Origin of the sequence: Stieleria tagensis (assembly GCF_024129865.1) — a bacterium.
Classification (GTDB): Bacteria; Planctomycetota; Planctomycetia; order Pirellulales; family Pirellulaceae; genus Stieleria; species Stieleria tagensis.
The window spans coordinates 157,216-170,733 of the sequence record NZ_JAMYFE010000038.1 but is presented as its reverse complement, the minus strand read 5'-3'; the positions used below and the strand labels follow the sequence as shown (position 1 = coordinate 170,733).

13 protein-coding genes are annotated in these 13,518 nt (G+C 57.6%); 2 read left to right on the top strand and 11 right to left on the bottom strand.

Annotated features, from left to right (window positions below; genetic code table 11):
- Nucleotides 1-205: 205 nt before the first annotated feature.
- The 9 genes from NHH03_RS09130 to ccoN form a co-directional block, all read right to left on the bottom strand.
- Nucleotides 206-1,147: a hypothetical protein gene (locus tag NHH03_RS09130; RefSeq protein ID WP_253155489.1), complete on the bottom strand. Its 942-nt coding sequence runs from the start codon at nucleotides 1,145-1,147 to the stop codon at nucleotides 206-208.
- 9 nt (nucleotides 1,148-1,156) lie between these two features.
- Complete coding sequence (locus tag NHH03_RS09125) at nucleotides 1,157-2,917, bottom strand: FMN-binding protein (protein WP_253155487.1); 1,761 nt, start codon at nucleotides 2,915-2,917, stop codon at nucleotides 1,157-1,159.
- Entirely contained in the window at nucleotides 2,917-3,504 is a 588-nt protein-coding gene (locus NHH03_RS09120) for a peptide chain release factor family protein (RefSeq protein ID WP_253155485.1), read from the bottom strand. The genes NHH03_RS09125 and NHH03_RS09120 overlap by 1 nt, the downstream gene beginning before the upstream one ends.
- 13 nt (nucleotides 3,505-3,517) lie before the next feature.
- Nucleotides 3,518-4,315 carry a sulfite exporter TauE/SafE family protein gene (locus NHH03_RS09115; RefSeq protein WP_253155484.1) on the bottom strand — a complete coding sequence of 266 codons (798 nt, stop codon included), beginning with the start codon at nucleotides 4,313-4,315 and terminating at the stop codon, nucleotides 3,518-3,520.
- Nucleotides 4,315-4,833, bottom strand: coding sequence for a FixH family protein (locus NHH03_RS09110; RefSeq protein ID WP_253155482.1), 519 nt, complete (start codon nucleotides 4,831-4,833; stop codon nucleotides 4,315-4,317). Before NHH03_RS09110 ends, NHH03_RS09115 begins: the two co-directional genes overlap by 1 nt.
- A gap of 5 nt (nucleotides 4,834-4,838) precedes the next feature.
- Nucleotides 4,839-6,275 (bottom strand): cytochrome c oxidase accessory protein CcoG, encoded by a 1,437-nt coding sequence (ccoG, locus tag NHH03_RS09105; protein ID WP_253155480.1) that lies wholly within the window; start codon nucleotides 6,273-6,275, stop codon nucleotides 4,839-4,841.
- A gap of 10 nt (nucleotides 6,276-6,285) precedes the next feature.
- Nucleotides 6,286-6,915, bottom strand: a complete 630-nt coding sequence (locus NHH03_RS28140; protein WP_253155478.1) for a cbb3-type cytochrome c oxidase N-terminal domain-containing protein — start codon at nucleotides 6,913-6,915, stop codon at nucleotides 6,286-6,288.
- Nucleotides 6,908-7,087: a hypothetical protein gene (locus NHH03_RS09095; RefSeq protein ID WP_253155476.1), complete on the bottom strand. Its 180-nt coding sequence runs from the start codon at nucleotides 7,085-7,087 to the stop codon at nucleotides 6,908-6,910. Before NHH03_RS09095 ends, NHH03_RS28140 begins: the two co-directional genes overlap by 8 nt.
- A 310-nt stretch (nucleotides 7,088-7,397) precedes the next feature.
- Nucleotides 7,398-9,752: a cytochrome-c oxidase, cbb3-type subunit I gene (ccoN, locus tag NHH03_RS09090; protein ID WP_253155474.1), complete on the bottom strand. Its 2,355-nt coding sequence runs from the start codon at nucleotides 9,750-9,752 to the stop codon at nucleotides 7,398-7,400.
- 370 nt (nucleotides 9,753-10,122) lie between these two features.
- On the opposite strand from ccoN, the gene NHH03_RS09085 reads away from it, so the two are divergent.
- Nucleotides 10,123-10,710: a hypothetical protein gene (locus NHH03_RS09085; protein WP_253155473.1), complete on the top strand. Its 588-nt coding sequence runs from the start codon at nucleotides 10,123-10,125 to the stop codon at nucleotides 10,708-10,710.
- 149 nt (nucleotides 10,711-10,859) lie between these two features.
- Nucleotides 10,860-11,648, top strand: coding sequence for a hypothetical protein (locus NHH03_RS09080; RefSeq protein ID WP_253155472.1), 789 nt, complete (start codon nucleotides 10,860-10,862; stop codon nucleotides 11,646-11,648).
- Nucleotides 11,649-11,666: 18 nt separating this feature from the next.
- Here NHH03_RS09080 and NHH03_RS09075 read toward each other — a convergent pair whose 3' ends face one another.
- Complete coding sequence (locus NHH03_RS09075) at nucleotides 11,667-12,290, bottom strand: RNA polymerase sigma factor (RefSeq protein WP_253155471.1); 624 nt, start codon at nucleotides 12,288-12,290, stop codon at nucleotides 11,667-11,669.
- Between the two features lie 73 nt (nucleotides 12,291-12,363).
- Entirely contained in the window at nucleotides 12,364-12,918 is a 555-nt protein-coding gene (locus NHH03_RS09070; RefSeq protein ID WP_253155470.1) for an Hsp20/alpha crystallin family protein, read from the bottom strand.
- Nucleotides 12,919-13,518: the final 600 nt, after the last annotated feature.

Below are 13,518 nucleotides of genomic sequence, written 5' to 3'. Positions count from 1 at the left end.
CACGACTTCCTTGCGGGAGAGCAGAGAGATCGAAGCGGCAATTTGCCGAGTCATTTGAGTTGTAAAGGCTGTTTAACGCTGGCTTCAAAACGCGTCAGCGAGCGATTTGGCGGGTGATCAAACAAAACTTGTGGGTAATCACCAGCCCTGGCGGGCCCAGCTACGATGCTGACCGACTGAACCCTGGTGGCAGCGCCGGCGACAGTCAATCGGCTTCGCTGGATTGCAGCAATGGCAGGGGCGTGCCATCGATCAGTCGCTGGGCGACCGTCCATAGCAACGCACAGACCGGCACGGTGATCGGCAGACCCAACCCGAACAGACTGAAACCGCCGCCCAACAAGATGCCGGCTGCGATGACCAGCAAAAACGATGTCAGTGAATTCACACGCGTCATCGCCACCGAGGCCCGCATCGCTGGCAGCAAGCGACTGCCACCGGCCAGCAGCGGGAACAGCGGCCAGAACCGCATCGCGACGGCCAGGCCAAAAACCGACGACACGACCACTGAGATTCCGACCACCAACACACGGGTTTCCCAAGCCGCGATCTTTCCCGAAAACTGAGCCACCGCGATGGACACCGCCGTGCAACCGGTGATCCACACCGCCAACATCAACACCGCGATCGACAGCGACACCAGACGATCCAGCGGAGGCAGAAAACGAATCTTGCCCGCACCTGCCTGGCTCTCAGCACTCTCCCCGGCATCATCACAGACCACGCTGGACCGTTCCAATGCGAACCAAACGGCATAGGTGGCCAGCATCAGGAACCAGGGCATCAAAATCCCCATCCCGATCCATGCCCTCGCTGGATTGGTCGTTGCCAGTCCACTTAAAAAGGCAACCGGAATCACGCCGGCCACTACAACCAGCAGCGCCGGAACGAGAAAGGGAACGAACAACGGTCGGCGGCGATGAAATAAAACACTCTGTGTGTGCGCCACAACCGACTCGATCGAAACGCTTCGGTAGCCGGGCATCGGTGTTGCTGTCGGCGGTTTTGACACCGGTGGTTCGGTTACCGGGACCGCGGCAACAAATTCCGTTTGACAGCTCGGGCAAACCGCCGCTTTGCCGCTCTCTTGGCCGGGCAATTCGAGCGTCGCTCCACAGGTCGGACAGGCTTGCTGGAATGAGTTCATCCGCACAGTCTAGATGCCCCGGGCACGCACGTAGATCGCCAACACCAATAAACCTGCCGCGACCGCATCGGCAAGTCTGATCCGATCACTGCGGGCGCTGCGCCGCAAATGGTCTAGCAGACGTCCGGTTGGACACCCCAACCGACAATAGCCCATCGGAACAAATGCTGAAAACAAGAGCGTCATGCCGGCCAGCCCGATCGCCGTCCAGGGCGCGATCCGATACAGGTAGGCATGAAAGGGCTCCCAAGCGGCCAGATCAATCGTCGGCATCAGCAACAGCAGCACATAGGCCGTGCCAAGCATGGTCCCGGGCAACCACCCCAGCACCGCAATCCATCGTTGTGGCATTTTCCAATGGCGTCGGCTGTTGGATGTCGGCCGCAGTATCTGTTGGATCGCGCCGTGCGGACAGATGTGGTTGCAATAGGGATTGGATTTGCCAACCGCCGGCGAACCAAACGCCACCACAACGATCAACGCCAGCGCCGGCGCCAGTCGCCAGGCGATGCCTTCGCTGCTCCAGCCGGCCACCAGCGCCAGCGAAATCAAATTGCCCGACCACAGTCCGATCACACCGATCACGGTCAACAACCACAGCAGCCGGACGGTTTTTTGGCGAAACCATCCCCGGCCCCGAAACAATGGAATGCACAGCAACAAACCCGCACAGACCACATCGGCGCTCGTCAAACGCAACTGCAAATCCGACCAAGCAACGGATTTCAACCGCTGCCAAAACGTAGCCGGTTGGCGAAGCTTCTGAGCCGCTGCCGCTGCGGCGCGCGACTGAATCTGCTGCGCCGACATGACCAGCGTTTCTGCGATCGCCATGCTGGTCATCGTCGCCCCGGAAACGCCCTCCACACCGGCCTGTTCCAAATCCATGGCGGCAAGTGACGACACCGTTTGGCCTTCGAACAACGGCCAAAAACTGTACTCGCTGCGGCAATACCCGACGTAGGGTTCGTTATCAAAGGAGGACCGGATCTTGATGTCACCGACGATGTCGTAGCCGGTCGTCGGATCGTGATCCAGCCGCATCAACAATTCAGTCGGACCTTGATAACCGACCACATTGTCCGACAGCGGACCGCTGCGAATGGCACGCCCAAGTGGTTTGCCAGCGGCGTCGAGCGGGACGACGCTGTCGCCATCGGCGTGCACGGTGGCGACCTGCGGAAACCAACGCTCCAATTCCTGGACGTCGATCGAGTCTGGAAACACCAGTGACGGTCGATCACCGCCGACTCGCTTGAGGACACCTTGAGCGATCGCCAATGACGTCAACGTTGCCCCCGAAACCGCATCGATGTCCGTCCCCGGCGGCGGCCCCGACCATCGCCAGGTCTGGAACTGTTGAAAGAACGCGTGATCCTTTTTCACCGCCGCAACATGTTCTTCGGTGTCGGCGCTTTGCAACAGGTCGACGCCGACCAGTTTCAATTGGTCATCGACCACGATCAATGCTTCACTGGGCCCGCGATAGCCGATCACGTCGGCCGCTTGGGGCAGCGTCCGCGCGACGCTGCCCAGCGAATGACCGGCCGAATCGCTGATCCTCCAAAATCCGGCTGCATCGGGTTCTGTCTGGATGGCTGCAGCGCCGGGAATCACCCGCCGAACCTGATCCACCGCGGGAGGCTCGCTGCCGTCGTGCAACGACACTTGTGCTGACCGCTGGGATGGCAACAGCACCAACAATGCGACCACGATCCCGACGCGGATTAAATGTACCAGTACGACTATGGACTTTCGTCGGCGCTGCATCAGTGCAAAGGCAACCGTTGGTGGTGACGTCGGACTTGATTGACCCAAACCAACGCCGGTGGAAACGAACGAATCAAGGCCACTAGTTTACTGGTCGACGTCGCCCATTGATCAACTAATAAACTGGGCTGGCCGCCACTGACCCATAAATCATTCATCACCATCGCCAACAACGACGGCTTGTCGGCGTTGGTTTCGTTCAACCGCAATGAATGCCCCCGATAGCGTTTACGAATCACTGCCTCGTCCGACGATTCTTTCCAGGAACCCAAATCCAGCGGGCTGGGTGTCCGCAATTCCACGGCCAACAGATAACGCAAACGCTGAAAGGCAACGTCACGATTCTGGGCTTGACTACGACGCTCGGTGGCTTCGCCAACCAGACCGCTGGGCCGGTGCGTCAGATAGGCTCCGGAACTGGTCTTGTTGCGATGCTGGCCGCCCGGGCCGCTGCGTCGCTGGGTTCGCAAGTCACACTCGGCCAACAACCGATCGTGCCCGATCACACTCGGATGCGGTGCTGCGACGAATCGGCAATCCAATCGTGCATCAGCATCCGGAATCACAGCAGACGGCTTGGAAGACATACCGCTTGGACTTTCAGGGATCGACTTGGCAACAGGGCAACACTTTATCACCGGCTTGTTCGACTTGGTGCAGGCTGTCACCGGAGGATTTAAGCGATTCCAACGATTCCAGCCCTGCAAATCCGCGTCCCGACGCGGTGAAGCAACCGGCAAAGATCAGCATCACGGCCGCAGCCGCGGGAACCAGTTTGCTGTAACGCTGCGCCAGCACGCGGACACCGGCGACCAACGCGACCAAGGCGGGAACACTGCCCAACCAAAACGCTGCCATCACGATCGCACCATTGACGGGACTGCCGGTGCCGGCTGCGATCAACGCGAACAAATACAGCCATCCACAAGGCAAGAGCGTGGTCAACATCCCGGTGGCCAGAGCGCGTGCGGCAATCGGCAGCCGAAAGATGACCGGACGAAGCTTTACCAGCACCCCGCTGATCCGCGAGGGCGTGGGACCAACCGGACCGCCAGTTGCCCATGGCAAACGGCCACCGGTCATGCGCCACAACTTGGCGATACCGATCACAATCATCGCCGCACCGACAAGCCGTGCCGCAGCGACTTGAATGCCCAGCCAGTCGCCACCCAAATCGATCATGCTGCCGATCCATCCGGCCATCGCACCGGCCAACGTGTACGTCAGCAAACGCCCCAGGTGATACAACGACGTCGCGGAAATCAGACTGCCACGGTGACTGGTTTCGCCACCACCGCTGGCCCAAATCGCCAGCGGTCCACACATACCAACACAGTGCATGCTGCCTAGCACGCTGGCGGTGACGATCGCTGTGACCAGAACAAGCACCGAATCCATCAGAAACCTTCCGTGTTGAAGGTGATTGATCGCGTCACAGCCTCGGGTGCATTGTCGATGGCAACCTCCAATTGCCACAACCCAGGCCGCGCCGCTTGGGGCAGCGCCAGATAACGTCCTTGACCGGCCGCTTGGAACGTGACGGGCTGAATCTGATCGGCGTGGGCGTGATGGTACAGTTGCCCATGAATTGACAACCCATCGACGGGCTGGCCGCCGGTGTCCTGGATTGTCAATTCGATCGCCCGCATTCCACGGCGATCGACGACATCCGAGGCGTTGAATTGAATGTCCCAGCCGAGTCGCTCGGCTGCTTCGCGGGTCCGCCGCGTTTCGTCCCAGTGCAATGATGCATTGTGATAATCCGGCACCACCGCGCCGGCCGGATCGCCAATCGCAAAGTGCATCACCATCCCCATGATGGTGCACTGAATCGTGAACAAAAACAACACCAACGCGATCCAAAATCGCTTGGCTTTTCGTTCGGCAGCATCTGTCACGCGCGGGGTCGTATTCACGCCGTTTACCTGGGGCCTAGCAAAGTGAATTGTATTTCACGAACGTTATCGCTGTGGTCACGAATCGTCGCAGTCACGACTTTACGGCCACTTCCGCGGGTCAGCGAACCTTTGAATTTCAGGTGCAGTGGGACCAATTTGGAATCGCCGGGTTCGAGCGTCAATTTGGCGTCGTCGAGCACTTCGATCTCCACCCCGCTCTCAGCACCGGGCTGCAAGGAATAAATCTGTTGCTGAGCCGTGCGATTGACCAAACGCAGTCGGAATTCGTTGGACGCGGTGCCGTTGGCGTACACCGTGAACGGTGCACCATTGCTGCGAATGATCCGTGCGTCGAATCCAGATTTGGTTGTGATGGCGAATACCAATCCGCCCATCAACAGGATTAACATCAGCGGATAAACGATCGTCCGGGCGCGAAAGAGTCGTTTGGCTTTGCCGGCGATCGAGTCCTGGGAACTGTAGCGGATCAGCCCTCGAGGCGTGCCGACTCGATCCATCACATCGTCACAGGCATCGATGCATTGGGTGCAATTGATACACTCCATCTGCAACCCGTCGCGGATATCAATCCCGGTCGGACAGACGACCACGCATTGGTGACAATCCACACAATCACCGGCGCCGTCACCGTCGGTGTGCTTCCCTTTTTTACGCAGTTCGCCACGGACCGGATCGTAGGCCACGATCAATGACTGCTCGTCCAACATCACCGATTGGAATCGCCCATAGGGGCAAGCGAGCGTACACATTTGCTCGCGAAAATACATGAAATCAAAAATCATCAGCCCCAGCGTTGCGGTCATCACCACAAACGCGACCGGGTGTTCCGTCGGCGAACTACGAATCCACTCACTAAGCTGCTCGGTACCGACGAAGTAGGCCAAGAACGTGTGGGCCAGGAATCCGCACAGCAGCACATAAACAGCAAATCGGCCCAACTGCAATGGCAGCGATCGGCCCTGTTTGGGCGTGCCGCCTTTGCCCACGGTGCCTTGGAACAAGCGATCGATGGGGCGAAATAAAAACTCCATGTAGACCGTTTGCGGACAAGCCCATCCGCACCAGGCGCGACCGGCGACTGCGGTGACCAGCACGATCGAGACAAACACCACCAGCATCAACAACGCCAACAACAGCGTGTCGGTCGGCAGGAACGTGCGTCCAAAAATCGTGAATTCGCGTGCCGTCACGTCTAATAAGATCAATGGCTTGCCCGCGATTCGCAAATGTGGAATGGCGACAAACACGATCATCAGCAGATAGGCCACGATGCGGCGTCGATGCCACCAGTTCCCCAGCGACAATCGGGGATACAACCAGCGCCGACTACCGTCGCTCTCGAGTGTGCTAAGCACGTGCTCGGGTACCCCGTGATGCTGGGATTCATCCTGCACCACATCGTCGTCGGAAGCTTTTCCTGGGCCGGTTTGGGCTGACATCTTCACACCCTCACGGGGATTCGGTCAGTTGGTTTTTCGGTGGATCCTCGGGTGGCAATTCCGGTTCGGCGATCGGGTCCGGCCACGGCGCTATCGCTCGGCCTTCGGGCGGACGCCCCCCTTCCGCATGGGTACCACGAAGCGTGGCGACATACGCCGCAACCAAAACAATTTCGTTGACGACCAAACGGTTGGACCATTTAGGCATCGCACCATTTCCGGCACCGTTGTTGATCACCGATGCGATGTCGGCCAGATGAGTCACATTCTTGTATTCATCGTCGGTCAAATTGGGTCCCACCTTGCCTTCGCCCGCGCGCCCGTGACAGGACACACAGTTGGAGCGAAACACCGACTCACCGACTTTCAGCCAGCTGGGCTTGGCCATGAACCGCAAGATCGTCGGTTCATCCAGTTTCAGCTCGCCGATTTCTGCGAACTGCAATCGTGTGTTCTCGGCAAGCGCCACGTTGTAGATGTCTTCGACCGACCGGCCACTGGCACCGCCGTGATAGAACATCCAATAGAACGGGCAAAAAATGATCGACACGATGAACAACCATTTCCACCAACCCGGCAACGGGTTGTCGTACTCTTCGATGCCGTCATACACATGTTCTGTCTTGGGAGTCTCACTCACTGCGCGGGTCCTCTACTCGATCGCTAAGTGGAATGGAGGCAAATTTTTCAGTGGCGCTGCTGCTAAGGCGAAAGGCACCATAGAAAATCATAAAGAAAGTGCCGACGAACATCGCCAACGCGACTTCGGCACACATCGAATAGTCCAGGAAACTGACAAGGTCTTGAATCATGAGGATGTTATGGTTGACTTAGGATCGTTGGAACATGGACTGTCGGCGCTTCCCCAGTAGCTGATCCCGCCAGGGTTCAGACCGCTTCCCCCGTAGCTGATCCCGCCAGGGTTCAGACGGGTCAGGGCTCCGGGGGACATCTGAACCGTGGCCGGTCCAGCTACGGCCTGGTGCTCTTCGTAGCTGATCCCGCCAGGGTTCAGACCGCTTCCCCCGTAGCTGACATCGGCACGAATCAGACCGACTGAACCCTGGCGGGCCCAGCTACGGTGCTGATTGCTCTGATGATCCTTTCGGTGACGTGTCTCAATCATTCGGATTGATCCTGATCGGGGGCCGGAGTCTGGCTATCTGAAGCACCTGCCTCTACTGCTGGCTCCGCTGCCGCTGGCTCCGCGGCCGGTTCCGGAGTGCGGAACAGGTCGATGCCGACGCGTTGCAGGTACGCGATCAATGCCACCGCTTGTTTTTCAAAGGTCAGCGGTGGACCGCCTTGGGAGACGATTTCCGCAGCAATCCGTTCGGCCTGGCGATAGGCGACCGCGGACGTGTCGTTTAAGTCTTCGTCGCTGTATTGGGCGCCCAAGTAGGCCGCGGCTCGAACATGCGGCGCGATCTCGTCAAAATTCAAGTCTTTCTCTAGCAAGTGCTCGTAGCTGGGCATCACTGAACCGGGGGACATGTCTTCCGGATTTTTGAAGTGTTCCCAGTGCCAATAACTACTTTGCCGACCACCCTCGCGAGCCAAATCCGGGCCGATCCGACGGCTGCCCCATTGGAACGGCCGGTCATAGATGAATTCACCAGGCTTGCTGTATTCACCGTAACGTTTCGTTTCAGAAACGATCGGGCGAATCATTTGCGAATGACAGTTGTAACAGCCTTCGGAAACGTATAGATGGCGACCGGCCAATTCCAATGGCGTGTAGGGTTCCACGGTGGCGATCGTCGGTACGTTCGAGCGAATCAAGAACGTCGGGATCAATTCAAACAAAGTCGCGATCACAACGGCCAATGTCGTCAGCACCGTGAACATGACCGGCAATCGCTCCCAACGCCGGTGCCATCCCATCTTGCCAAAAGTGTCAAGTTTCTTGGCTAAATCCAACACCGGCACATCATCGAGCGGACTGGTGGTTGATGCCGGATCGTCTTGGTATTCGGGAGTCAATCGTGGTGCGGTGTAGACCGGGACGTCGTAGGTCGCCGGGCGTCCCATCCAAGTCATCAGCGCGTTGATCACCAACATCACAATGCCAGCGACATAGAACAGACCACCGATGACACGCAACCACCACAACGGCACGATCGATTGCACGGTTTCAATAAAGTCCGGATACGACAGGTTGCCGGTTTCATCCATCGCCCGCCACATCAATCCCTGCATCAGGCCGGCGGCGTAAATCGGGATGATGTACAGCAAGATTCCGATCGTGCCGATCCAGAAATGCAAGCTAACCAGTTTCTCACTCCAAACCTTGGCCTGGAAGATCCGCGGCAGCAACCAATACAGCATCCCGAATGCCATGAAGCCGTTCCAGCCGAGCGCGCCGGCGTGAACGTGGGCGATCGTCCAGTCGGTGTAGTGGCTGAGCGCGTTGACCGATTTGATCGACAACATCGGGCCTTCGAAGGTGGCCATGCCGTAAAACGTGACGCCAACCACAAAGAACTTCAGCACCGGGTCGGCGGCAACTTTGTGCCATGCCCCACGCAGCGTCAACAATCCGTTGATCATGCCGCCCCAACTGGGCATCCACAACATCACACTGAACAACATGCCCAAGGTGCTGGCCCATTCAGGCAGCGCGGTGTAATGCAGGTGGTGGGGACCGGCCCAGATGTAGATGAACACCAGCGACCAAAAGTGAATGATGCTCAAGCGATAGCTGAACACCGGTCGCTCGGCGGCTTTGGGCAGAAAGTAATACATCAGCCCCAAGAACGGTGTTGTCAAGAAAAACGCGACGGCATTGTGCCCGTACCACCACTGCATGAACGCGTCCTGCACACCGGCATAGACGCTGTATCCCTTTAACAATCCCGCCGGGATCACCAAGTTATTGAAGACGTGCAACACGGCAACGGTGACGATCGTCGCGATGTAAAACCACAGCGCCACATACATGTGACGCTCGCGACGTTTGATCAGTGTCATCATGAAATTGCCGCCAAAGACAAACAACCAGATGATCGCGATCAAGATGTCGATCGGCCATTCCAATTCGGCGTACTCACGGCCTTGGGAATAGCCCAGCGGCAACGTGATCGCCGCCAACACGATGATCAATTGCCAGCCCCAAAAATGGATCTGGCTCAGCGTGTCACTCCACATCCGCGCCTTACACAACCGCTGGGTGCTGTAGTAGACCGCGGCAAAAATGGCGTTGCCCGCAAAGGCAAAAATGGCAGCGTTGGTGTGCAGTGGCCGCAACCGGCCGAACGACAGCCAGGGCAAACCGGTGCCCAACGTCGGCATCACCAACAACAGCGCCACAATCACCCCAACCACAGTCGCAACTAACGCCCAGGCGATCGTGGCGATGGAAAACAGACGCACGATCGAGTCGTCGTAACTGAAAGTTTCCAACTGAGCGTTGGAAACGTTTGGTTTGGCATGGCTGTCATCGGGTTGCTCCGATTCATTCGCGACGAGCGTGTCCATCTGTGGCATTCGTTAAGTCAAGGAGTTCCGTGCGATCGAAACGGGTATGATCGCGGCAAGATCGGTATTCAGCAAATCTAGTGTCTCTGACGCAGTCAGGAAGAACAATTGGGGAAGGCAGCGTCGAAAGACCGCGAAAGAATTGCATACCGTGACGCTTTGCCGCACGCCTGTCCAGTTTTTTCTTCCCCTCGGCTCACCAGATTGCGAATCTGTGCAGCGGTGAGACGCGAATCGGTATCACATTTGCTGACATGTTTTATGATGGATCGGATTCGCCATCGGCGACCGCTCGCATGGCGCAACCGTTGATCCGTCCGTTCCCCTATTTCAAACCGTTGCCCTCCCGCAAACTCGGAGATTCCCAGCCATGTCCCCCACCGACGCCATTCATCGACGCGGACAAGCTCTCGAAGACGCCTACTTTCAACGCGTCGACCAGGAACTGTTGCAAAAGCTCCGCGATGCAGATGCCCGCAGCGAAAAACTGCAGGAACTGGCACAGGCCACCGGATTGCGTGACGACCAAGTGGCCAACCACCTGCTGGACGCCGGCATCAATGTCACCAACATCGCCGCACTCACCCTGACGCCGCTGGTGTTCGTCGCCTGGGCCAGTGGGTCTGTGACTGAACAGGAACGACAAACCGTGATCAGCGAGGCGCTGCGGCGGGGTGTCAATTCGAACCCGCTGGCGTTTCAATTGCTCCAGCAATGGCTGCAGACCCGACCGTCACCGGATCTGTGGACGGCGTGGAAGGAATACGCCGGGTCATTGCATCAATCGATGCCGACGGGAACCGACGATAAATTTGCCCAGGGGTTACTGGAGCAAGCCATCGCGGTGGCCGAAGCATCCGGCGGCGTGCTAGGAGTCGGCAAAACGTCGCCGGCCGAACAACGTGTGATCGATGAACTCCGCGACGTACTGGGACAGCCAGCCTCTGGCGACGCCTAATTCCCACCGGATTTCGGCCCGTTTTCGGCGTGCCGATCGGTTGAACATGTAGACGAACCGGCGGCCGACGGCCAGATTGAACAGATTGACTTGGTGCACAAGCGCGATGCAAGCTGCACGGCGCTGATTGTTCATACGTGGTAATCACAATGATTTGGGATCCAAACGAGACGGCCACTCTGGTCGGCAAACATGCCGAACTGTATCGCGAGTCTTTAGCCGCCATGCTGGACGTCCTTCAGGAGTACTACTGCGAAGCAGACAACGACCTGATTTGGTCCTATGGCGTGCAGCTGTTTGACGATCTGCAATGGCAACAACAGTTGGAATTGTTGGTGCGTGTCTCCAAAGCCGCCCTGGCCGGCCAGGGCGATCCGGAGCAATGGAACTCACTTGAAAAAGCAGCATTTTATGCCGTCTATCGCAACGTCGAAGTGTTGATGGAAATCGACGAAGAAATCAAAAACATCGATCCCAATTCGCTCGAATTGCCGTTCAAGGATGACGACGATGACGAGATCCCGGAGTGGGAAGACGCCGAATTCGACGACGGCGGTACCAGTTGGCGTGATTTGATCGCCGACGCCTATCGTGAAAAATGTCTGCGAGATGGCCTATCTGACGAAGAAATCGAATCGATACTGGAGGTCCATCCTGACTGCGAGAACGATTCGGCCCACTGGTATGATTTGCTAGAGGGCTTGGCCGACGAAGTCTTGGACGATCGCGATTTTGAAATGGCGTCCACCCTGATGGATATCGATCCCGATCTGGCATCGGTCACCAAAGAACTACTGGGGATCACCAGCGATTACTTCGTCCAAACCATGGGCGAGCCCGATCCGGAACAAGTGATTGCGTTATTCGAAGAATTGGCCGAACTGGCCGGCATCGAATGGGACCCCGGCGGTCCCGGCGATATGGATGCCCCGTATTAGTCCAGCCGGTGATTTCATTCAGTCACTGTCGAGCGATTCGATTGCCAATTTCAATTGCCGACGGGCACGACTGAGCCGACTGCGGACCGTGCCGATGGAAATCCCCAGGATCTCCGCGATCTCCTCATAGGCAAAGTCGTCCATTTCTCGCAGCACCAAAATCTTGCGGTGCTCCTCGGTCAGCGTATCGATCGCCCGCCGCACCAGACTGACCCGTTCGTCACGCAGCATCGATTCGTCGACGCGATCGGCATCACTGGCCAATTCCAATCCGTTGTCCTCGCGGACCTGGTCCAGTGACACGCGAGCGGTTTTCTTGCGCCGCCGCGTCAACGCACTGTTGAACGCGATGCGATAGATCCAAGTAAAAAATTGGCTGTTGCGTTGGAACGTGTCCAGTTTGATGAAGGCGCGAATGAAGGCCTCCTGAGCCACCTCCTCGGCCTCTTCGGGCGAACCGGTCACCTGCATCATCGAGGCAAACAATCGGTCTTGGTTTTGATACACCAACTCCGCGAACGCGGAACGGTCGCCAGCGAGTGCCCGATCGATCAACTCAGGCTCTTCGAGTTCTCGCTTGCCGCCCAATCCGCTGTTTTCCCGAATGCTGGTGATGATTCCCCGTTTCGACGACCGCTGCAATGCACCAGCGGCCTGGACGGATTGTAAACGCCCAGACCGCTGCTGTGATCCAACCCTCGCCAGGAATTACGACTTATGCCCGCGAAACCGGGATTCGCCGTTTGCCTTTCTCCGGATCCGCCTTGGGCAACGTCACCACCAACACGCCGTCGGACAATTCAGCGGTGACCGCGTCGTTTTCGACCGCTAGCGGAAGCCGCACCTTGCGTTCAAACGCCCCCCAGGAACGTTCGCGACGCCGCGGCTTGAGCTCCTGGCGAGCCTTCTGTTGAGCTTCGACGTCGGTTTCCAGCGAAGCGTCATCCCCGGATGCCGCCTCCGCAGACGCCGACTCCCTGGGCGCCTCCTTGGCGGCATGACGGCTGCCCGCCGCGACACGCTCACCGGCAATCGTCAACGTGTCTTCATGCACGTCGATCTCAATCGATTCCAGCGACACGCCGGGCACATCCAACGTCACCACATACGCTTGCTCGGATTCATCGATGTCCAGCAAAACCTCCATCCGCTCACGCTTGCCAGCGCGTCCACGCTCGGCCGCGTCACCAAAAAAGGATTCCACCAACGATCCCACGTCGGTCGCCAATTCGTCCATCAAACGCCCGGTCGGTTGAGAGGGAAATACCATTCGCATCTGTCTCTTGCTCCACAAAAAAAGTGAAAGGCTACTGCCGTCTTGCTAGCTGTCATTCCGACAGCCGATTGGTTGTCGACAGCCAATAAATGCAAGTGATATGCCAAACGCTCGATGAAAAGATTCTCGATCATCCGAACACGCCCGCTGGTCGCAACCGTTCGCGCTGTGTCCGCCGGCGACCTAGTCAACCGTCTCCATCATACGGTCAACAAAACACGGTTTTAAATTCATGGATTTGTCCTGCCTTCAGTTTTCTTCGCGATCCAAAATATCTGCCACCCGTGAAGCAACCGATGCCCCAAGGATTGACTGAAAGTCGTTTGTTCCCAGACAAAGAATCACGAGTGATAGCGGTGAGTTGACTTCGATCCTTTGCTCCAGACCGTCAAGCCCGTTCCGACCAGGCTTGAATGGATCGTCCCACACCGTCCGGCGGCCGTTGAGGCAATCTTCAATCACGCGAACGCTTTGCCCCTGACGCAACAGTTCAAATTCCATCACGCCCGGCGGGCGCTGTGAAAAGGCAAAACGCTCTCTCGTGTTGGGAACAATTCCTCAACTGAGTGAATCGGCATAGACAAGGATTTGATG